General features: G+C 48.3%; 21 protein-coding genes and 3 tRNA genes. 1 reads left to right on the top strand and 23 read right to left on the bottom strand.

Annotation, left to right across the window (positions count from 1 at the left end):
* Window position 1: 1 nt before the first annotated feature.
* From BBR47_RS13185 to BBR47_RS13140, 10 genes are all read right to left on the bottom strand, one after another.
* Entirely contained in the window at window positions 2-1,528 is a 1,527-nt protein-coding gene (locus BBR47_RS13185) for an o-succinylbenzoate--CoA ligase (protein WP_012686262.1), read from the bottom strand.
* 33 nt (window positions 1,529-1,561) lie between these two features.
* Window positions 1,562-2,167: a TetR/AcrR family transcriptional regulator gene (locus BBR47_RS13180; protein ID WP_012686261.1), complete on the bottom strand. Its 606-nt coding sequence runs from the start codon at window positions 2,165-2,167 to the stop codon at window positions 1,562-1,564.
* Between the two features lie 195 nt (window positions 2,168-2,362).
* Window positions 2,363-3,265, bottom strand: a complete 903-nt coding sequence (locus BBR47_RS13175; protein ID WP_041749403.1) for a C40 family peptidase — start codon at window positions 3,263-3,265, stop codon at window positions 2,363-2,365.
* Window positions 3,266-3,566: 301 nt separating this feature from the next.
* Complete coding sequence (locus BBR47_RS13170) at window positions 3,567-4,193, bottom strand: fumarylacetoacetate hydrolase family protein (protein ID WP_012686259.1); 627 nt, start codon at window positions 4,191-4,193, stop codon at window positions 3,567-3,569.
* Between the two features lie 57 nt (window positions 4,194-4,250).
* A complete protein-coding gene (locus BBR47_RS13165; RefSeq protein ID WP_012686258.1) occupies window positions 4,251-4,796 on the bottom strand; it encodes a hypothetical protein in 546 nt (181 codons plus the stop codon).
* A gap of 133 nt (window positions 4,797-4,929) precedes the next feature.
* Window positions 4,930-5,559 (bottom strand): VanW family protein, encoded by a 630-nt coding sequence (locus BBR47_RS13160; protein WP_012686257.1) that lies wholly within the window; start codon window positions 5,557-5,559, stop codon window positions 4,930-4,932.
* Window positions 5,560-5,717: 158 nt separating this feature from the next.
* The gene (locus tag BBR47_RS13155) at window positions 5,718-6,764 is read right to left on the bottom strand and encodes an NAD(P)/FAD-dependent oxidoreductase (RefSeq protein ID WP_012686256.1); all 1,047 of its coding nucleotides are present in this window, start codon (window positions 6,762-6,764) and stop codon (window positions 5,718-5,720) included.
* Between the two features lie 178 nt (window positions 6,765-6,942).
* Window positions 6,943-7,029 (bottom strand) — tRNA-Leu (locus BBR47_RS13150).
* Between the two features lie 7 nt (window positions 7,030-7,036).
* A tRNA-Thr gene (locus tag BBR47_RS13145) sits at window positions 7,037-7,112 on the bottom strand.
* Between the two features lie 43 nt (window positions 7,113-7,155).
* Window positions 7,156-7,232, bottom strand: a tRNA-Asp gene (locus BBR47_RS13140).
* Window positions 7,233-7,410: 178 nt separating this feature from the next.
* On the opposite strand from BBR47_RS13140, the gene BBR47_RS13135 reads away from it, so the two are divergent.
* Entirely contained in the window at window positions 7,411-8,319 is a 909-nt protein-coding gene (locus tag BBR47_RS13135) for an NlpC/P60 family protein (protein WP_012686255.1), read from the top strand.
* A 79-nt stretch (window positions 8,320-8,398) separates the two neighbouring features.
* Here BBR47_RS13135 and BBR47_RS13130 read toward each other — a convergent pair whose 3' ends face one another.
* From BBR47_RS13130 to BBR47_RS13070, 13 genes are all read right to left on the bottom strand, one after another.
* The gene (locus BBR47_RS13130) at window positions 8,399-8,647 is read right to left on the bottom strand and encodes a hypothetical protein (RefSeq protein WP_012686254.1); all 249 of its coding nucleotides are present in this window, start codon (window positions 8,645-8,647) and stop codon (window positions 8,399-8,401) included.
* 121 nt (window positions 8,648-8,768) lie between these two features.
* The gene (locus tag BBR47_RS13125; RefSeq protein WP_012686253.1) at window positions 8,769-10,556 is read right to left on the bottom strand and encodes a M3 family oligoendopeptidase; all 1,788 of its coding nucleotides are present in this window, start codon (window positions 10,554-10,556) and stop codon (window positions 8,769-8,771) included.
* A gap of 141 nt (window positions 10,557-10,697) precedes the next feature.
* A complete protein-coding gene (locus BBR47_RS13120; protein WP_012686252.1) occupies window positions 10,698-11,915 on the bottom strand; it encodes a M20 family metallopeptidase in 1,218 nt (405 codons plus the stop codon).
* Window positions 11,916-11,952: 37 nt separating this feature from the next.
* The gene (locus BBR47_RS13115; protein ID WP_041749402.1) at window positions 11,953-12,915 is read right to left on the bottom strand and encodes a P1 family peptidase; all 963 of its coding nucleotides are present in this window, start codon (window positions 12,913-12,915) and stop codon (window positions 11,953-11,955) included.
* Window positions 12,915-13,472 carry an ECF transporter S component gene (locus BBR47_RS13110; protein ID WP_016740391.1) on the bottom strand — a complete coding sequence of 186 codons (558 nt, stop codon included), beginning with the start codon at window positions 13,470-13,472 and terminating at the stop codon, window positions 12,915-12,917. The genes BBR47_RS13115 and BBR47_RS13110 overlap by 1 nt, the downstream gene beginning before the upstream one ends.
* A gap of 65 nt (window positions 13,473-13,537) precedes the next feature.
* On the bottom strand, window positions 13,538-14,374 hold the full coding sequence (locus tag BBR47_RS13105) for an energy-coupling factor transporter transmembrane component T family protein (RefSeq protein WP_041749401.1): 837 nt from the start codon (window positions 14,372-14,374) through the stop codon (window positions 13,538-13,540).
* A 13-nt stretch (window positions 14,375-14,387) separates the two neighbouring features.
* Complete coding sequence (locus tag BBR47_RS13100) at window positions 14,388-15,248, bottom strand: energy-coupling factor transporter ATPase (RefSeq protein ID WP_012686248.1); 861 nt, start codon at window positions 15,246-15,248, stop codon at window positions 14,388-14,390.
* Window positions 15,245-16,114 (bottom strand): energy-coupling factor transporter ATPase, encoded by an 870-nt coding sequence (locus BBR47_RS13095; protein ID WP_012686247.1) that lies wholly within the window; start codon window positions 16,112-16,114, stop codon window positions 15,245-15,247. Before BBR47_RS13095 ends, BBR47_RS13100 begins: the two co-directional genes overlap by 4 nt.
* Before the next feature lie 161 nt (window positions 16,115-16,275).
* Entirely contained in the window at window positions 16,276-17,574 is a 1,299-nt protein-coding gene (locus BBR47_RS13090) for a sigma-54 interaction domain-containing protein (RefSeq protein ID WP_012686246.1), read from the bottom strand.
* Window positions 17,571-17,813, bottom strand: coding sequence for a hypothetical protein (locus BBR47_RS13085; RefSeq protein WP_041749400.1), 243 nt, complete (start codon window positions 17,811-17,813; stop codon window positions 17,571-17,573). The genes BBR47_RS13090 and BBR47_RS13085 overlap by 4 nt, the downstream gene beginning before the upstream one ends.
* A 139-nt stretch (window positions 17,814-17,952) precedes the next feature.
* Entirely contained in the window at window positions 17,953-18,624 is a 672-nt protein-coding gene (locus tag BBR47_RS13080; RefSeq protein ID WP_012686244.1) for a hypothetical protein, read from the bottom strand.
* 41 nt (window positions 18,625-18,665) lie between these two features.
* A complete protein-coding gene (locus BBR47_RS13075; protein ID WP_041749399.1) occupies window positions 18,666-19,337 on the bottom strand; it encodes a GNAT family N-acetyltransferase in 672 nt (223 codons plus the stop codon).
* A 36-nt stretch (window positions 19,338-19,373) separates the two neighbouring features.
* A complete protein-coding gene (locus tag BBR47_RS13070; protein ID WP_012686242.1) occupies window positions 19,374-20,231 on the bottom strand; it encodes a carbon-nitrogen hydrolase family protein in 858 nt (285 codons plus the stop codon).
* Window positions 20,232-20,351 lie beyond the last annotated feature (120 nt).

The raw sequence follows: 20,351 nt of genomic DNA, 5'->3' as shown, positions 1-20,351 counted from the left end.
CTCATTGTGTAATGGAATCTGTTTTCAATCTGGTCAATGCTTGCTTGACAATTTTCCCTGTCGCATTGCGTGGCAGCTCAGTTAAAAACACGAATGACTTCGGGATTTTATACTTCGCCAGTCTTTGCTCACAGTGTTCTTTGATGTGTGCTTCCGTGATGACTGCACCTGATTTGGGCACGATAAACGCCTTCGCGACCTCTCCCCATTTTTCATCGGGTACACCGACGACTGCGGCTTCCTGAACACCATCCAGCTCGCCGATGACCTGTTCCAGCTCCAGCGGATAAATGTTCTCCCCGCCTGAGATAATCATGTCTTTGCGTCTTCCTACGATATAAGCGAACCCTTCTTCATCAAAACGCGCCAAATCCCCTGTGTACAGCCACCCATCGCGGATGGTATTGGCTGTTTCTTCTGGTCTGTTCCAGTATTCCTTCATCACATTCGGGCCTTTGACAAGCAATTCTCCGATTTCGCCCTGACCCACGTCTTTTCCGTCATCCGAGATCAGGCGGACTTCACAAAACATGACGGGCTTTCCGATTGAGCCTGCTTTTCTTCTCGCATCTTCCTTGGCAATCATAAACACGGTGGGGGATGTTTCTGTTAGGCCGTATCCTTGTCCAAAAGGGAGGCCTCGCTCCTGAAAATGCTGGATGAGTTCCATGGGGCATGGAGCGCCGCCGTTGTAGAACCAACGGACGGAATCGAATGATGTGGTTGCAAATAAAGGGCTTTGACGAATGGCTTCATGGATGGCGGGCACACCCATCACGATGGTGACTCGGTGCGTTTCGATTAGTTGAATCGCTTTATCAGGGTCGAACTTCCCGGCTACAACGACGCGTCCGCCAGCAAGCCATGTAGGGAAGGCGAACAGTCCGATTCCCCCGATATGAAAGAGTGGCAATAAGACAATCGAGCAGTCTTCTGAGGTGAGATCAAGCGCGGCTACATTGTGTACGGAGTTCCAGAACATGTTTTCTTGGGTGAGCACTGCTCCCTTAGGCTTTCCTGTCGTTCCTGATGTGTAGCAAATGATGTATGGATCATCTCCACTGCCGTCATCTGCGTCGATCCTACTGTGCTGGGATGACTCACTCGGCCCATCCTGGCTCCAAGGAAGTTCTCCCGGTTCCAGCCATATCATGTGCGCAACACTTGCCTTCGCCTTGATCAACTCAATGGTAGCAGCGAACTCTGGCTGGGCACATAACACGCGAATACCACTATCCTCAAACTGATAATCTAATTCTGCAGGGGTCAAGCGGATATTAAAGGGGACGGCTATCGCACCGAGTTTGGCGATGGCAAACAGCAGAAGCACATACTCCAAACTGTTTTGGGACAAAATGCCGATCCGGTCCCCCTTTTTGACCTGTAGCTCATGTCGTAAATAGTTGGCAACACGTTGGATCTGCTCATTCATTTGCTGATACGTAAGTGATTGCTCGTTGGCAATCACTGCGATCCGCGTCGGAGTGATTCGGGCTCGCTTTTCAATCCAATAAGCAATTCCGTGCATGAACTCTACTCCTTTGCCTATAAAATGGATCGGTTACGGCTTGGCAGCAATCCCTTTCATAATCATCGACATGGCTGTTTCTAACACCTCTTCCGGTACGTCTTCATTTTCCCAGTAAACCCAACGCATCCCGATGAATTGTCCGATCGACATGAGACAATAAGCCAGCGTCTCATGATCCATCTCTCGAAACGCACCTTCGTTCATGGCGTTCTTCAAACTTCGTACGTACCCGGCTGCCAGTTTGGCGTAATACCAGCGATACAGCTCCTGGTCGACGAGTGCAGCCTGTTGAATAATGCTGTACATATTGCGATGATGTTTGATCCAACGAAAAAAGGCCAGAAATCCTAGGCGCAAATTCTCTTCTTGCGTGGTTGCTCCCATGATCGCTTCTTTGATCGTGGAACGTAGCTCTCTACTCAGCTGCCTGATCAATTCATCATAAATCGCTTTCTTCGACTCGAAATAATTGTAAAACGTTCCTTGGGACACCTGTGCATGCTGCGTGATCAAGACGATAGAGGCATCATAATAACCCAGCTCGCCAAACACATGCTCTGCGGCATCCAGTATTTTTTTGCGGGTTTCCTGTCCTTTCTTGGTTAAAACAGCGGTAGGTAGACTATTTTCTGACACCTGAATCACCTCTCAGTTTTTATTATATGTATATTTCTGAATATTACAACATATTTTTTGTTGCGAACGTAAAAGCGCTATGATTCCCTTTTCCCTATTGGCAAAAATTGACGCGAAACGATCTGTGCGAACAAGCGTCATATATAATACAAAAGCTCCCATGCAAAAGCACGAGAGCTGAAATGGATTGGATGCTTAAATGACGCGCTTGATTTTCACTGTGCGCTTTTCCCAGTTCGTTCCATCGTACTTGGAATAAGTCACACCAGGACTGCCGTACGTGTGCAGGATTTTCCCATCGCCTGCATAGATCGCCACGTGTGTAATCCGATCAGAAGTACTGTTTACCGATGCCTTCATGAAGATCAGATCACCTTTTTGCAGATTGCTCTTGGAAACAGATTTCCCTACAGTAGATTGCTGGCGGGAGTCGCGCGGCAGTGTAATGCCCGCTTCTTTAAACACGCGCTGTGTAAAGGAAGAGCAATCGAATGTTTTGGTCGTACTGCTGCTAGAGCCGTATTTGTAATTGGTGCCCATGTACTTTTCGCCATTTTTAATGACTTGATCGGCAACAGTGCTTGCCGGCTTTTCTGGCTTGCTTGGCTTATTCTCTGAGGAATTGCTCTCAATAACACGACGAGCCCCTACAAATTTGTCACTGTACTCCGAATATGTTTTGACAACTACCTCGTCTTCCCCTTTCGAAGAATAAACGAATTGATCACTGCCTATGTATATTCCCATAAAAGTTGGGCTGCCGCTTCCGCTAGAGGCGAAGAACACCAAATCTCCTGGCGTTACACTTTTTTCGGATACTTTCGTCCCAGTCTTGTACAGGCTAGAGATTGTGCTCCCGATGGAAATCCCTACTTGTTTGTACGCATACGTAGCCAGCTCTGCTGATCCGAATTGCTTCGGTCCCTTTGCTTTGTACTCGTAATCCTTCCCGATCAAAGAAGTAGCAATATTTGCAACCTCTGATTGTTTTGAATCTTGTGTCTTAGCGGCCACTACTCCAACTTGACCACCCATTAACAGGGACGTACTCAGCATGACTGCTACTGTTGACCTCATTACCCAATCTCGTTTCGTCACTTTCTTTTCCTCCTTGTCATGTTGTGGCACCCGTCTTGGGTACATGGACAGAATAGCGCAGGAGGAAACAGGAGGATAAGACCGTAAAATTTTCCAATGATGGAATTGGTAGCATGGGACTAGTCAGAAAACAAGGTGTAACGTAGGCGGTTGCTACTCCTTAGTTCCATAGAACCATAAAGGTTACAAAACGGTATCAAAGATGATTTTCGCCGCAAAAATCCGCTCTATTGCTGGCCCGATCCCCAAACAAAAACCATCTTCTGCTTGTTTCTGTCAGAAGATGGTTCTCTATTTGTCCCTATTTCATTTTCGCCGTAAACTGCCCCCACGTCTCTTCTCCCCACTTGAGAGTGAGGACATCTCCATCCGTAACAGGTCCTACCCCCGCTGGCGTACCCGTGTAAATGATATCCCCTTGATCCAGTCCTAGATGTTCGGAAATATAGGCAATAATCATTTCCAAATCAAAAATCACATCACGCAGATTGCCGCGTTGCACTTGCTCTCCATTTTTCAGCAAGGAGAAATCTGTTTGGTGAAGCGCATCAATGCCAAGGAAAGGATGAAAAGAAGTCAAAATCGCTGAATTTTTAAACCCTTTTGCCAACAACCATGGATGCCCTGCTTTCTTGAGCTCGCTCTGAACATCCCGCAAAGTAAAGTCGATCCCAAGCGCTATTTTGTCAATCATTTCATCAAGAGTAACTCCAGCCTCATACGGCCTCGCGATGTGAATCACAAGCTCCGCCTCATAATGGAGCTCTCCACGAGATGAAGGAAGCTCAATGGCCTCACCATTTGCCATTGCAAGCGCATGTGTTGGCTTATCAAAGATCATTGGCTTGGTTGGCACATCGTTCCCCAACTCCGCAGCATGCAATCGATAGTTGCGACCGATACAGTAAATATTTTTGACGTGCTCCATTTTGTCCTCTCCTTTGGTGGCTGTCTTTTTTTCACTATATCATGGCTGCATGGCGTATTACAGCTTGTCTTGTTCGTCCTCTTCCATGCAGTTTCCATAGCCAGGCCAAAGGCGGGCATTTCCACGTGCTTCTACTTCAATTACGGTATCACAAATAGATTCCAAGGCACTTTCCAGATCCATCTCTTGCTCGGAGCTCCAGGAAAACTCGTAATGGAAAATCACATGCTGCTCTGTCGCTTCGGAGAGGACAAAGGCAAACTGCTGTTGTTGTTCCACGACATGCTTTCTGGCTTCAACCGTTGCTTCCACCGAGAACATGCCATCCCATTCCGCCACCATATATGTAGAAGTAACATCAATCCAGAGGGAAGGAGTATCATTCGTCCGCCGGAAAATAACAGAGTCTTCCCGATAAAACCCGTAGCCAGAGGGCAGCGCACCCGAGAGCTTGAATGGGATTCCTACCGGCAAATCATGTGGCTTCAATGCGTGGACAAGTCTCCCAGGCAAAAGATAACAACCATCCTGCTGGCGTTCTAACCGTTCTCCCATGACGAGAACCTCTTGCTTGTGTGAATCACCTGTCACCTGAACGAACATCACGGCACCTCCTTCTAACACAGTATGGTCAGGAATGCATGACTCAAAACTAAATCAATATCCATTTTTTACCTGTAAAAACACCGAAAAAAACAGGGTTCATCCATAGGATGCCCCCTTTATTCCTTCGAAGCTACGCACGTATGATCGCAATCACAACATGTTCGTCATCGTATGATTTTGCTTTGATCTTCACAGGGAAGTCGTACAAGTTGACAAATTTGAAATCCATATAGCCATACGCGACTGTGGCATCTTGACCCGCTGGCACGTATCTCACCGATTTGCTGTGGTTATGCCGTTCCACCATGATCATTCCCGCTTCAGCAGCTGTATTGTAAAGCGTGCTGGAAACCTGACATATCCCGCCTCCATAGTCATCAGCGAGCTGCCCGTTCTGAATGACGCCAGCCTTTTGCCAACCACCCTCGGGCAAATTCGAATTTCCCACTATATCGTTAAAAGAAAACACCTGTTGCGGCTTGATTTTTTCATTATGAATCTTGCTCAATGCTTGCTTGATGTTATGTTTACGCTCATCTGTGCTGTTTTTCATCGATGAGTAATAAAAGCCGAGAACCTCGTCTTCCTTGAGGCCCATCTTCTCCACATACTTTTCCTGTAACTTATCCTGCAACTCGATAGAAGGAGATACCTGGTCTAATTGTAATGCCATTGCATGCTCAGGCGCGAAGTTCATACTGAGCGAGAACACAAGGGCCACTGTAGCCATAGTGATCAGCCAATGCCGAACTTTCTTCATTTCTACTTCCTCTCCCACATTTGTTGATCGATTATCTAGCACGAAGTTCCCTATTTATATCGTCTGACCTAGTTTTTCTACCTTGCCTCTTACAATGTAACGTATGGGAAAAGCGACAATCAACCTGCAAATGTTGGGCTTTTTGTCCTACATCAATTCTACTCGTCGTCCTCGTCGATAACCCCGAGGGCTTTGTTCTTTTCTTTAAAACGCTGGTTATGAGAAGAAACGTACGCCATCCGATCTGCTACCGGGTCAATGTGCAATTTGGCACTGTTTACGGCCACAGCCGCATCGGTGAATGCTCCCGCGATCAGCGTAATCTTGCTGTCAAAGCTCGCAAAATCACCCGCCGCAAAAATCCCTGGTAGATTCGTTGCCAGACGAGGGCTAACAAATACGTTCCATTCATCCATGTCCAAGCCCCACTCTTTAATCCCGGTGAAATCGGCCTTCAATCCGTGATTGACGATGATCGCATCGACATTGATTTGCTCCGTCTCGTCTGTCTCTAGATGACGTATCGTCACTTTATCGATCGTTTCTTTGTCCGAGCTTTGCAATTGCGTGACCGCATATGGGGTGCGTACGATCGCAGATGACTCCTTCATGCGCTTCACATTCCGTTCATGTCCACCAAATACATCACGGCGATGCACGACCGTTACGGACGCTGCAATCTGCACCAGTTCATTTGCCCAATCGACAGCGGAGTCCCCACCACCTGAGATAAGGACGTGCTTGCCACGGAATGGCTCCAGTTCCTGTACTGTATAATGAAGATTTGTCACCTCGTAGCGCTCTGCTCCTTCGATCTCCAGCTTTGCCATTTTCAAAATACCTCGGCCTAAAGCCAAAATGATCGTGCGGGTCCAATGCCGTCTCCCTGATTTTGCAACGAGTATGTACGTGCCATCTTCTTGTGGCTCTAGTCCAATGATTGCCTCACCTAGGACGATGGTTGGATCAAATGTCTTCGCTTGTTGCACCAGATTGGCAATCAGCTTTTCACATAACTGTGGTGGTACACCGCCTACATCCCAGATCATTTTTTCTGGATAGATCAACATTCGTCCACCGAGCTCTTCTTTCGCTTCAATGAGTTTCGTCTTCATATCGCGCATTCCGCTATAAAAGGCAGCGTACATCCCCGCAGGGCCACCGCCGATAATGGTTACATCAAACAGTTCCAACTGTTCTCCCACAACTACCCCTCCACTGTGTTTCTCGTTTGTTTATGAATCATCAAGTGATAGTGAAAATGAGATTCATTATCACAATGTGATTGTAATGGAAAATGGAGGAGGATTCAACATGCTAGAAAAAATAAAAAGGCTCGTAATTAGCTTCATCCGCTAATTTACGAACCTGTTGTTTGCCATATGGTGCGGTCGAGAGGACTTGAACCTCCACGGTGTTGCCACCACTAGAACCTGAATCTAGCGCGTCTGCCAATTCCGCCACGACCGCATAAAAATGGTGCCGGCAATAGGACTTGAACCCACAACCCCCTGATTACAAGTCAGGTGCTCTACCAATTGAGCTATACCGGCACGTTAAAAGAAACTATTCAATTTGCACATTCTAGTAAAAGAATGGCGGAGCTGACGGGACTCGAACCCGCGACCTCCGGTGTGACAGACCGGCGTGAACTCCAACTTCACCACAGCTCCATGTGGTTTTTGTCCCCCATCTTGCGGCGACTTCTGTAATATAGCACGATCCTATCTCGTGAAGCAATAGTTTTTTAAAAATAATAGAAAGATTAATTTTTTCATAGATTTACCAAGCAAAATCCGATAGAATTTTAGCTAGATATGCAGATTTTAGTAGATTGGTGGAGACGATGACATGAAAAAGACTTCGAGGCTACTCACCTTCCTCGCCCTCTTCACTCTGCTGCCTACTGCTGCCCATGCTTCCTCATCGGCATATGTGGTATCAGCAGGTGATACGTTGAGCAAGATCGCTCGCGAACATCAGGTCACGGTGGATCAAATTATTCAATGGAACCAACTGAATGATGATCGATTGTCAATTGGACAAACTTTGTCAATTCATGGTGCAAACACTACTGGCTCCATTGCGACAGACATTCCTTCCGATGTAACTGTCGATCAGAATGATAACGCTACCACTGAGTCTAAAGAACTAACCGCTGGTGAAAAAGCCCGTGTCACTGGTGACGTGCTGAATGTGCGTAAAAAGCCTTCGACTGACGCAAAAGTGTTAGGCAAGCTACGATCCGGTTCCATTGTAGAAGTCGTAGAAACGGGTAGTGAATGGACGAAAATCGAATTCGAAGATCGTGAAGCATACGTTGCTACAGAATTCCTCAGTCCAAATCTCACTTCTACCGTTTCGCTGCCTGTCGAGGTAAATGCAGAAGATCTGGGTCGTTTGAAGGAAATTTTTGAGCCATTGCTCAAAACACCATACGTTTTAGGCGGAACGACTCCGAATGGCTTTGATTGTAGTGGCTTTACTTCATACGTTTTTGAGCAGCTTGGGGTTACACTTCCGCGCACTTCTGAAGATCAATTCCGTGGCGGTCAAGAAGTATCACTGGATCAAGCACAGCCGGGTGACCTTTTGTTCTACGATGCGCTTGGAAAAGGACGCGTGTCCCACGTAGCGATCTATCTGGGTAATGGAGCAATTGTGCACGCGAATGGCGAAGATGTTCGTTATGGCAAAGTCGAATACATGCATAAGCTCTACCCGTTTTACGGTGTGAAGCGTTACGCTAATTTCCAGTAAGCTTTCTTACACGGATAAGAAAACAAACAGCCCTATCCGCCTTTTCAGCGCAGTTCGAGGGCTGTTTGTCGTTCTATGCTTAATGTATTTCGGTATTATGTCCCTGCTGTTGCTGCTGTTGTTGCTGTTGCCCTCCGATTTCAATTTTGCCCAACGCTTGCTTCATTTTGTCGAGCTGAAGTTGATAATCACGAACGACTACGGTAAGAACACTGACAGACTCCTTGAAATCCGGCTCGCTGCTTACTCTGTCGATGGCTCTATGTAAATGCAGCATCTTGTTCTCCGTTTCCCGTAATAGGTCGAGTAACTGCAATCCATTTACCACGTAATCACCTCATCTGTTTTTTCTTACTTTCTCCTTCCCCTCTGTTCCCTATGCGCACAAAAACGCTTAGCAGCATAAATAAAAAACGTCCGCTAATGACATAGCGGACGTTCTTCCTAATTTAGTTCAGGCGAGCAGACGCGAGCTCAACGAATTTTTCGATATCTTTTGCAACCAAAGAGAGGGAATTCCGCCAGAAATCAACGGAGCGTACATCAACATCCATGATGGCTGCTACATCCGCAATGCTCATTTTGCCCGTTACGGACAAGAGCTTGTCGTACTGCTCAACAAAAGCTTCCCCGCGCTTGAGATACTCTGCGTACAAGCCTTTCGCGAACAGGAGTCCAAAAGCATACGGGAAGTTGTAGAAATTGTAATCGGCGCTATAATAGTGCGGTTTGCATACCCACATGTACGGGTGCAGAGCTTCCGGATCCAAACCATCTCCGTACGCATCCTTTTGCGCTTGCAGCATCAGTTCGTTCAGCGTGGAAACAGACAAGGCACCTTCTGTTCTGCGCTCAAAGACAGCAGTCTCGAACAAGTAACGGCTATAAATATCGACGATCACCTGACTTGCTCCGCTGATATCATTTTCCAAAATCGCAAATGCTTCCTCGGAAGTCGCTTGTTCAAGCGCTGCATTTGCAATGATGGTTTCGCACAAAATGGACGCGGTTTCAGCGATTGGCATTGGGTAGTCGCTATTCAAGAAGGCTTCGTTTACAAGACATTCTCCGTGATAGCCATGTCCCAATTCATGTGCCATTGTACTCACATCGCTGTAGCTGCCTGTGTAGTTGGACATAATTCTGCTCTCCCCTACGATGTGCAGGTTGTAGCAGAATGCCCCTCCACGCTTGCCTTCACGAATCTCTGCATCTATCCACTGATTGTCATACGCTCGTGCTGCATAGTTGGCGAGCTTTTCGCTAAAGCTACCAAAATGCTTCACGATGAAATCGCGGGATTCCTCATAAGAGAAACGCATGTCTGCCTCGCCCACTGGCGCAAACAAATCATAAAACGGCAACTGAGCGCTCTCATGACCGAGCAGCTTCGCCTTTGTACGGAAGTATTGATGGAAAGATGGCAGGCTCTCACGCATTGCCTGAAGCATTGCTTCGAGCGTCTCGCGATCCATGCGGGAGTCTTGCAACGTCTTATCCAGTGGTGATTCATAGCCTCTCAGTTTCGCTACGGTAATAACCTCGCCCTTAATTCCGTTCAAGCTGGCAGCAGCAGCATCAACGATTTTTTTGTAAGCGGCAAGTTCTGCCTCGTATGCCGTTTTGCGAAGCTGCGGATCTTTTTCGTTCGCCATGTTTCGCACCACTGGCAATGGAAGCTGCTTGTGCTCTCCATCGACTGTAATGTCTACGAGCAATGTGGAGGTCAGCATTTCATGGAGCTTTGTCCATGCATTTGACCCTGTATTTTTCATTTTTGCCAAGATGATTTCTTCTTTTTCTCCCAGCATGTATTTGCTCTTGTCTGACATTTCTGTCAACATAAAACGATGTGTTTCTAACAGTTCCGACTGGGTAATCAACTCGTCCAGGTTGCTCAACGATCCTAACCATTTTTGGAATTGTACGCCTGGTTCAACCAATTCAACAGCCTGATTCTGCACTTTTTCAATCGCGAGCAGTGCTGCCTCATTCTTGGCATCGACACTGGCAGTCAGCTCTCCGTAGGCATACAAGCGGAATTGCGTTTGCAGGACGGAGGTCATCATCGTGATGTATTTCTCCATCTTCGCTACTGCATCTTCTGAAGATTGCAAGTTTTGCGCTGCCCAGCTTTTGATCTCTTCTGTTTCCCGTACGAACTTCTCCCAATCTCGTTTCCATTCTGGTGCATCAAATGAGGAATACAAGACGTCTAAATTCCAGCGCATATTCATGGGCACGCGCCTCCTTTTCACTTATGTAACAAGCCTATTGTAAAAAAAATTAGATAGATTCTGCAAGTTTTTACTAAGAAAACTTCTTTTGCGAAAAAAAAGACTCTGCCGCTAGCGTAAGCAGAGGTCTTTTGTATACGATCAAGCTCGTACCGGCTGCGTCAAAAACGTCAAGGCAGACAAGGCAAAAAGCTGAGTAGATTCTATCAATTGGTCAATGGCTACGTACTCGTCTGCATGATGAGGGATGTGGCGATCGCCTGCGCCTGTTGTCAAAATCGGAATGCCTGCCTTGTGCAGGAAGGTTCCATCTGTCGCACCTGGAACGCCATTGTATACGGGTTCTTTTTTCGTGATTTCCCGATAGGCGCTTGCGACAGCGGTCACGACTTCTTCCTTCATGCCAGTCAACGTCCAAGGACGCTCTTCGATGACTTCCAAGGTGGCTTTGAACTTGTCATCCTCTTTACTTAATCCTTCTAATATGACACTGATTTCTTTGTACAGCCCTTGGTGGTCCTGCCCAGGTACCGTGCGAATATCAAGTGTAGTCATGCATTGATCTGGTACGACGTTGATTTGAGCGTCTCCTTTGACCGGTGCCTGCAAAATCGTCGGAGTGATACTCGGCCAGCCCAACATCGGGTGCTCTCCCAGACGAGCCATTTCCTTGCGCTCCAGCCCCTCTAATGCGACTATGGCGCGTGCCATCCTTGTGTTCGGATTGATTCCTGTCAATGGCATAGCTCCATGCGCCATTTTGCCAAACGTACGAAGAATCGCTCGCATCGCTCCTTTTTGCGTGATGCAGAGCTGATTTTCTTCCGGTTCACAGATGATCGCAGCATCGACATTATTGGCCCAGCCGCGCCGAATGAAATCTTTGATCCCGATCATCATGCCCTCCTCATCGCAAGGGATGCACAGGAGGATTTTTCCTGTAAAAGACTGTTTGGATCGTTGGATTGCTTTGACGGCACATATTGCGGCAGCCAGATTTCCTTTTGTGTCACAGGAGCCTCGCCCGTAGATACGCCCACCAGATATTGTCCCGCCAAAAGGGTCGTAGCTCCAAGCCCCCCGGTCCCCTTCTGTTACGACATCTGTATGGGCTTCGAACAAAAGCGTTTTGCCAGGTCTACCCGAATCGTAAAACGCGATGACATTTGGCCTGCCCGGAACAACCTCTTCATAGAAGACCTGCAACCCCATATTGCGAAGATAATCGGCGACAAATAGCGCGACCCGCTCTTCATTCGCTCCTGCCTGATCGGGGCGAAACACACTCGGAATTCTAACGAGCTCCTGCGTTAGGCGCACAACTTCCTGCTCGTCAACAAAGGATATTACCTGATTCATCCGCCAATCATCTCCTCTGCATCCCATTATGGTACACCTATTCCTGGAAGTAACTGCGATAAGAAGGCAATCCCCCTGCCTCCTCTGCGTGCTTAACGGCTTGGATGACGGCTTCCGCCAGCACATCTGCGGATAACGCGCCCACCAAGTCTACACTCGTCTCGACTTCGCCTGTTGCTACCGCAAAGATCGTATCGCCATCGTACATGGTGTGAATCGGCCGGATCGTACGGGCAAGCCCGTCATGAGCCATTTGCGCTACTTTGTTTGCTTCTGCTTTGGACAAGCGGGCATTGCTCGCGACTACGGCTATCGTCGTGTTTGTACCTGGAGGGATCGGGGCAAAAGCTCGCTGGCGCATTATCTCCATGCTATCCCGAATCGTTCCCTGTTCATCCCTCGGCCCAGCTATGATCGTCCCTGACTGGGGATCTACGACATGACCGACCGCATTGACAGCGACGATAGCGCCAACGACGAGTCCATTGGGTAGAATCACGGAAGCTGTGCCCAACCCGCTCTTCATCGCATTCCCAAATCCATTCAGCTTTCCTACTGACGCACCTGTACCAGCGCCGACGTTTCCTTGTGCTACTGTCTCACTGCTCGCTGCCTGTACTGCCTCATAGCCCATTTGACGATCCGGACGAACCCGATAGTCGCCTACAGCCAGATCGAACAAAACTGCTGCTGGAACGATAGGAACGACGCCAAAGCCAACATCCAGTCCGATGCCTTGTTCTTCCAAATACTGCATGACACCTGTAGCAGCATCCAAACCGTATGCACTACCACCGGAAAGGCAAATCGCATGGACGACACTCACCAGATTGACAGGGTCCAAGAGGTCCGTCTCACGGGTGCCCGGGGCAGAACCCCGGACATCCACACCGCAGACAGATGGCTTTTCCAGCATAATTACACTACATCCCGTTAATGTTTCTTCGTTTTGTGCATGCCCGACGAGAACGCCAGGTACGTCAACAATCGTTCCACTCATTATAAGTCTCCTGAAATTTTTGATTTTTGCCTGCCTGCTGATCCTAATTTTTTCCAAGCCGCAACGACAGCCACCGTAACAATGACAGACACAATTGCTTCTGGCAAACCACTCGTGATTGCGACCGTTGTCGCTACACCGAGGGTCATATAGCCTCGAATGACGGCCATACCCAGGACCAGGATTGTGTTGGTCATCGCCCCAATAAAGCCAGCGGCACCAATCGCTACATACTGATTGACGTTTTTCAAACCAACGTAAGTCAAGTAAGCAGTCACACCGATGAACAAGCGTGGCAGAATGGCGACAAGAGGGTCTTTAAAAAGCGGAACGGTGGCATTTAAAAAAGAAGAGACTCCAAATATAAGGCCAATGATCATACCAACGCCCCAGCCCTCCATTATGCCCCCGATAACAGCCGGGATGTGCATAATAGTGGCATTGCCCGCTGCTGTCGGAACCGGAATGTAGCCAAGACGTGTCACCCCGAGCAAAATCGCGATCGCGCCCAGAACGCCTGCAATGACAATCTTGCGAACGGTCAAGCCTTTTTCCATGCATACTCCTCCTTTTACGCGTTTTATGTGGAATGCCCTACTCGGGCGAGTTCCCCCTAGTCTCCCTACCAAGGTATGGCGAGCATGATGACAGAAATGACAATGCTTGCGATCAGCGCGACGTAATCCTTGCCTACCGCCTTGTATTGGGTGTATCTCGTCCGTGCGGCACCTGGTGTGTAACATCTGGCTTCCATTGCCAAAATCAAATCTTCTGCTCTGGAAAGCGCCACATTAAACAACGGGATGATGATGGGAAACATGTCTTTTGTTCGCTGGATGATCCTCCACCATTCTCCTGTCCCGAAATCTGCACCACGGGACGCTTGTGCTTTCATCATTTTTTCCATTTCCATCGCGAAGGTAGGTACAAAGCGCACAGCAATCGTAATGATCAATGCAAACGCGTGAACCGGAAATTTTACTTTTTCCAAGGGCCCTAGCAGTCGTTCCATTCCGTGCGTGAGTTCCGTCGTAGAAGTGCTCAGCGTGAGGACACTTGATAAGAATATGACTTCTACAAAGCGCATGGCAGACACGATGACGAGGCGCACACTCTCACTCGTGATCGTGATGAAGCCGTATTTCAAATAAACGGTTCCGCCATTGACAACCTCCCCGTAGAAAAGCAACTGCATGATTGCCAAAATAATGATAAAGGGGATGGCGGGCTTGATCCCGGATATGCCGTAATGCAGGGGGATTCTCGAGATTTGAAACATCCAGATACAAATGGCTAAAGCAAACAGGTTGCCCACGTATGTATCACAGATGGCAATGGCTAGGATGAGGATGACGAAAGCCCCCAGCTTGAAACGAGGATCGAGACGATGAACGACAGAAGCAGTGGGTAAATATTGACCGATGGTAATATTGCGCGTCAATTCAAATTCTGCTGACATATGTGCCCCCTCCTTAGCGGTTCATCAGTTTCAAAATTTCCATTGCCGTCTCTTCAGGTAAAAAAGCGCTTGGATCGATGCTGTAGCCCTGCTCACGGAGCCTGTATAAAATATCAACTGATTCCGGTGTGCCGATATGATGCTGTCGCAGTAATTCCTGATTGCCAAAAATTTCACGTGGTGTCCCCTCGCAGACTGAATGGCCGTTTGCCATGACGTAAACGCGATCAGCGAGCTTCGCGACCTCTTCCATATTGTGTGAGACGAAAATAACGGTAAGCTTTTCTTCCCGATTGAGACGGCGGATGCGTTCCAATAGCTCAAGACGAGAGCGCGGGTCTAGCCCTGCGGTTGGCTCGTCAAGCACGAGAATCTTGGGTTGCAAGGAAAGGACGCCAGCCAATGCCACCTTACGCTTCTGTCCGCCACTTAGGGCAAAAGTCGGACGGTCTTTCATCTCCTGAAACGAGAGGCCAACCAAGTCCATCGCCCACTGAACGCGTCGCCGCACCTCCTCTAAAGGCAGCCCCATCCGAAAAGGGCCATAGGCTACATCATCACCGACCAGCTTTTCGAACAGTTGATCCTCTGGGTTTTGAAAAACGAGCCCTACTTGTCTGCGCAACGTACGTATATCGATCTTCGGTTGAGAGACATCCATTCCATTAATGATGACCGTACCAGATTGAGGGCGAATCAGGCCGTTAAAATGCTGGATTAACGTCGATTTTCCCGAGCCGGTATGACCGATAATGGCCAAGCATTCGCCCTCTTCCACCTGGATGGTTACCTGATCGAGAGCACGATGTTCGAGAGGCGTTCCTTGCATATAGACATGAGATAGATTTTCTACGTTTACGATCGGTTGCGTCATGAACCACTCGCCTCCGCTTGTCTGACGTACAGACGATTAACCTCCGCGACAACTTCCTCATTGTGGATGAGATCAGGTGTAAATTCGCTATATTCGGAATGAACGAGATGAGCAATCCGGCTCGCGTCCGGAACATCCAGATGCAGCTCGCGAAGTCTTTCCTGATGGGAAAATACTTCTCGCGGAGTGCCCTGCAATACGATCTTGCCTCCCTCCATCACGATGACGCGATCCGCTTCTGCTACCTCTGACATGTGATGGGTCACTGTGACAATCGTCATTCCTTCGCGGTGCAGCTTGCGGACGACTGCCAAAATATCCTGTCTACCGTAGCTGTCTAGCATACTCGTCGCTTCATCCATGACGAGGCATTGTGGCTTCATCGCCAATATCCCCGCAATGGCGATCCGCTGCTTTTGTCCGCCAGACAAATGATGAGGCGGTCGATGGCGAAAGGCACTCATTCCTACTGCCTCTAGGGCAAAATCCACTCGTGTTTTCATCTCTTCCGCCGATGTTCCGATGTTCTCCAATCCGAAGGCCACATCGTCCTCTACAATCGTCGCGACAATCTGGTTGTCCGGATGCTGAAAAACCATCCCGACACGGCTCCTCACTTCATGAATGCGCTGTTTTTCACGCGTGTTGATTCCGTTAACGATGACATCGCCTTCCTTTGGAGTCAATATTCCATTGAGATGCTTAGACAGTGTTGACTTACCGGATCCATTATGACCAATGATGGCCACATACTCTCCTGGAAACACCTCCATGGAGACATTTTGCAGGACAGGAATTTGTTGCTCTTGGTTAACCTGATAGGCAAACGAGACATTTTCTACACGAATAATCGGTTGTGGTGTCATGCTCTCCCCTCGCCTCTTCGTAAAAGTCGTATGTGTTGTGTTCCTATAAATAAGCAACTACCATGCCAAATAAATATGTTTTTAATTTTCTGTAAATTAAGCTACTAACGGTGGCACTCTGTTGCAATTATGCATCGACATTGTTGCAATTGCATCAATTTTTACGACCTTTCGTAGCGCTTCATTTTTCTCCATAGGGTGGACCGATCCATTCCCAAAATTTTCGCCGCCTCCCCTTTGTTTCCCTTCGTCTCCGCCAAAACCTTTCGGATGGCTTCTGCTTCTCCCTCTTCATGGTCTCGGTAAGATTGTCGCTGATACAGCTTCTTGGCAAAAAAAGCTGTGTCCCCCTTGCCAAGCGCGTCATCCTTGCAAAGCAAGACCATTCTTTCCACTACGTTGCGCAGCTCTCGTACATTGCCTGGCCAGTCGTATTGTTTGAGAACGTGAAAAACGGCCTCTTCTACTTTCAAATGCCTTTTATTTTCCCGTTCCTTGATTTCTTCCATGATCGATGTCACCAATAGAGGAATATCTTCGATTCGCTCTCGCAAAGCAGGTAACTCAAGCGTCAACACATTCAATCGGAAGTACAGGTCTGAACGAAACTGCTTTTCCTCGACCAGTCGTTCCAAATCCCGATTCGTTGCCGCAATGATTCTCACATCGACAGGGACGATACGCTCTCCGCTGATTCTGCGCACTTTTTTCTCCTGCAAGATACGCAAGAGCAACGCTTGGATCGGAATCGACATCTCTCCGATTTCATCGAGAAACAGAGTGCCTCCGTGGGCCAATTCAAACAGCCCGGGCTTTCCACCTTTTCGCGCGCCAGTAAAAGCGCCCTCCTCGTATCCAAACAACTCGCTCTCCAATAAATTGCCAGGGAGAGCCGCACAGTTAACCGGGATGAACGGTCCGGTTGCACGCTGGCTGCTCAAATGTATCCCTTGAGCAAACAGCTCCTTGCCAGTCCCAGTCTCTCCCTGTATAAGAACGGTCGCATCTGTCCGCGCAAATGTTTCCGCCCATTCCTTTGCTTCCCGGATCGCAGCAGATTCTCCAATGATATCCTCCAGGCGGAATTTGGCTTCCAAGCCGCTCTCCATGCTTTGCTTGCGAATGCGCATCTCCATTTTTTGAATGTCGGTAATCTCTTTAAAAGTGGAAACCGCCCCCACGATTTCACCCTCTATGACAATCGGCAAACGGTTGATGATAATTTGTCGATTCAGGATCGTCGCAATGTCCCCTATCTCTTTTTTTCCCGTTGCCAAAATCCTCAACATATCTGAATTAGGGATATAACGGGTAATTTTTTGTCCAACAATATTGCTAGGCAGACCGAGTATTTCCATCGCATTTTTATTGACTCCGATTATAATCGAATCCCGATCGACCGCAATGATCCCGTCATGAGAAGCGTCCAGAATCGCCTGCATGTGGATGTCATGGATCATTTGCCTGGTTCTCCTTCCTCGGCATGCTCAAGCATGACTGCTACTTCTGGTGCTCGCCTTCTTGCCCGACGCTTTTTTCGTTTCTTTTTCCGTAATATGAAAATGGACAGGAGCATCAGTGCGAGGATGGCTAGCTCGATTGGTTGTGCCAGCTTTGCAGAAGTCCAGCCGCTCATGCCCAGCAAGTGAAAGATGACGGCTATGTAAAGGAAGATCGACGCTAGATTTTGAGCGTTCACCTGTTTCACCTCTTTTTTTCTGGTTAGAGAAAAAATGCGGCAGCTTTTTTTCACAATAATCTGACTTGCGCTCTACGAAAAACTCCCATGGAGCCGTGAACATCGCTCCACAGGAGAGTTGGTTCTTGTTGTCTTTCAATTAGATAGGGAGCAGCTCCACCATTTCTTTGCTCTCCAAGTCTTTCACCATGTCGAGCCATGCTTGTGGCTTTTGTGGAAGCACGGCGTAGTATCGCTTCAAGAAAGTGACAATCAGATCCGCTTCGAGGGTCGTCTGCTCCTCGTTAGTCGGCATGAAGCCCAGATCGAGTCCAGATACTGCTTCGCCGTCATTTTGCCAGGACGGATGCACATACGTAAAGTTCGTACGTTTGTAGCCCAGATGAGAGAGTACTTCACGGCGTACAAATGGGTCCATTGGCTTGATTCCGCCAAAGCTGTGCTCTGCCACACGGTACGGGTCGTAGATTTCTGCAAACATCCCGTACAGCTCCTTGCCGTTTTCAGCAGCCAAAGCGAGCAGGTCCTTTTGACGCTCTCTGGCGAGGAAGCGTCCCACTCCGAGTCCTTCGCGACCAATGATCGTGAAGTCTGTCATGGCTACGTTCATGTCTGTGTAATAACGGTATTCGGTAGCGCCCACAACTTCTCCTTCGTGTACAGCTACAAATACGCGAATGCCTGGATCTTCGAGCGGTTCTTTCCACAGATCGTACGCCAATACTTCCTCAGGCGGGAAAACCTCTTGCATCAAACGGTGCATTTTCGCAAACAGCGGATTGTCAATATGTTGAATACGTACGAATTCCATCAGTCAAATCCCCTCTCGATCGATTATGTCGGATAAACACCCTACAGATGCTGTTGAAATGGATTTTTCCATTCCATGAGTGTTCCGTAGTTGCGAGATTCCTCATCTTCCAAATAATTTGCCACAACCCGAACAGGCGTGCGACCACAGTGCATGAGAAATGTAATCACCGGGTCTCTTACTTCCCCTGTCAGAACACGTTCCAAATACTGCTCAGGTGTCCATTGGTCTGCATACCGTCCATATCCTGGCATGCGACCTCCGCCGAGCAATCTGCGCAGTCCTTTTTGTACCACCAGCTCATACATTGCTTGCATCATCTGTTGACCCAATCCCAGCTTGCGGAAGCTCGGGCGGATGCAAATATCTACAATGTATAGCGTGTCCCCCTCAGGATCATGATTACGAATATAACCGCTATCCGTGACATCTTCCCATTTATGCTCGGGGTGAGCCGGATCAAACTTCACGAGCAACCCTGTCATCGAACCAGCTAAAACGCCGTCCACTTCTACACAAATAGCACCTTCCGGGAAGAGCGTAATATGGTTCGTCAGCTGCTCCTGGTTCCACCATAGCTCTGACGGGAACGGCGGGGGAAAGCTCTCCGCCTGTATTTGGATCAATTCGAAGAAGTCCGCGTGATTGTAGTTGCGTATGACGGCTTTGCGTGGCTTGTTCCCTTCAAATACATACAGCTCTTTTCTGTACATATGCATCCTCCTGCTGTCCAGATCACGATGGAATGCTTACTTCCAGTCTGTGTACAAATCAGTGCGGCGGTCGCGCCACGTTGTGACAGAACCTTTTTCCCGCACATCGTATAGCAATTGGATATCCAGGTCAGCGGTTACCATCATGTCGTGGTTGATTTCCCCTTCAGCAAGAATGCCTCGCGGAGGGAACGGAACATCGTTTGGTGTCAAGATCGCCGCTTGTCCAAAGTTCGCTCGCATGAAATCAACGGTCGGCAACGAGCCTACTGTTCCAGTCAGCACGACATACACTTGGTTTTCAATTGTCCGGGCATGACTGGTATAACGTACGCGGTGGAACGCGTGGCGATCATCCGTGCAGGATGGGCAGAAAATGACGTCTGCACCCCTTGCTTTGGCGATGCGCACCCACTCAGGGAACTCGATGTCGTAGCATATAATCATCGCTACCTTCCCTTTGTCGGTCTCAAAGATTTGCAACGAATCGCCAGCCCCCATGTTCCAGCCTTTTACTTCCCATGGCGTGATATGGATTTTTTTCTGCTGGCCTACACGTCCATCCGGGTAGAACAGAAAAGCCGTATTGTAAAGTTTGCCGTTTTCCTCGATGATGTGCGTTCCACCAATCAGATGCATCTCATATTTGGCAGCGAGGGAACGAAACAGCTCCACATATCGGTCCGTGAATGATGGCAATGCTGTAATCGGCAGCGCATTGCCTTGTTCGTCTCCGATTGACATGAGTTGAGTCGTAAACAGCTCCGGAAAAAGGAGAAATTCTGTGTCGTACTCTTGCGCGTTTTTCACGTAGTGCTCAACTTGATTGGCGAAGTCTTCAAAGCTATGTATGGTATGCAGATGGTACTGCACAGCGGAAACACGCATTTTCATGCCATTCTTCCTTCCTCAGACGTGATAACAACCTCTCAGACTAAAATATATCAAAAACAGTCTGTAAAGTCTCGTTATAGACTGTATGAAAAAAGTCGCCTATCCGCTTAGACGGGCGAC

The sequence above is a fragment of the Brevibacillus brevis NBRC 100599 genome, from assembly GCF_000010165.1.
Taxonomy (GTDB): Bacteria; Bacillota; Bacilli; order Brevibacillales; family Brevibacillaceae; genus Brevibacillus; species Brevibacillus brevis_D.
The sequence above is the reverse complement of the archived record's forward strand: the minus strand, read 5'-3'. Positions and strand labels throughout refer to the sequence as shown.

Coding starts and splice junctions, on each gene's coding strand:
- BBR47_RS13170 (WP_012686259.1), bottom strand. CDS start 4,193: ATGGAGCACGTCAAAAATATTTACTGTATCGGTCGCAACTATCGATTG.
- BBR47_RS13110 (WP_016740391.1), bottom strand. CDS start 13,472: ATGGAAAAAGGCTTGACCGTTCGCAAGATTGTCATTGCAGGCGTTCTG.
- BBR47_RS13120 (WP_012686252.1), bottom strand. CDS start 11,915: ATGAATCAGGTAATATCCTTTGTTGACGAGCAGGAAGTTGTGCGCCTA.
- BBR47_RS13135 (WP_012686255.1), top strand. CDS start 7,411: ATGAAAAAGACTTCGAGGCTACTCACCTTCCTCGCCCTCTTCACTCTG.
- BBR47_RS13100 (WP_012686248.1), bottom strand. CDS start 15,248: ATGACGCAACCGATCGTAAACGTAGAAAATCTATCTCATGTCTATATG.
- BBR47_RS13095 (WP_012686247.1), bottom strand. CDS start 16,114: ATGACACCACAACCGATTATTCGTGTAGAAAATGTCTCGTTTGCCTAT.
- BBR47_RS13160 (WP_012686257.1), bottom strand. CDS start 5,559: ATGAAGAAAGTTCGGCATTGGCTGATCACTATGGCTACAGTGGCCCTT.
- BBR47_RS13165 (WP_012686258.1), bottom strand. CDS start 4,796: ATGTTCGTTCAGGTGACAGGTGATTCACACAAGCAAGAGGTTCTCGTC.
- BBR47_RS13090 (WP_012686246.1), bottom strand. CDS start 17,574: ATGATCCATGACATCCACATGCAGGCGATTCTGGACGCTTCTCATGAC.
- BBR47_RS13115 (WP_041749402.1), bottom strand. CDS start 12,915: ATGAGTGGAACGATTGTTGACGTACCTGGCGTTCTCGTCGGGCATGCA.
- BBR47_RS13080 (WP_012686244.1), bottom strand. CDS start 18,624: ATGGAATTCGTACGTATTCAACATATTGACAATCCGCTGTTTGCGAAA.
- BBR47_RS13105 (WP_041749401.1), bottom strand. CDS start 14,374: ATGTCAGCAGAATTTGAATTGACGCGCAATATTACCATCGGTCAATAT.
- BBR47_RS13185 (WP_012686262.1), bottom strand. CDS start 1,528: ATGCACGGAATTGCTTATTGGATTGAAAAGCGAGCCCGAATCACTCCG.
- BBR47_RS13070 (WP_012686242.1), bottom strand. CDS start 20,231: ATGAAAATGCGTGTTTCCGCTGTGCAGTACCATCTGCATACCATACAT.
- BBR47_RS13075 (WP_041749399.1), bottom strand. CDS start 19,337: ATGTACAGAAAAGAGCTGTATGTATTTGAAGGGAACAAGCCACGCAAA.
- BBR47_RS13125 (WP_012686253.1), bottom strand. CDS start 10,556: ATGAATATGCGCTGGAATTTAGACGTCTTGTATTCCTCATTTGATGCA.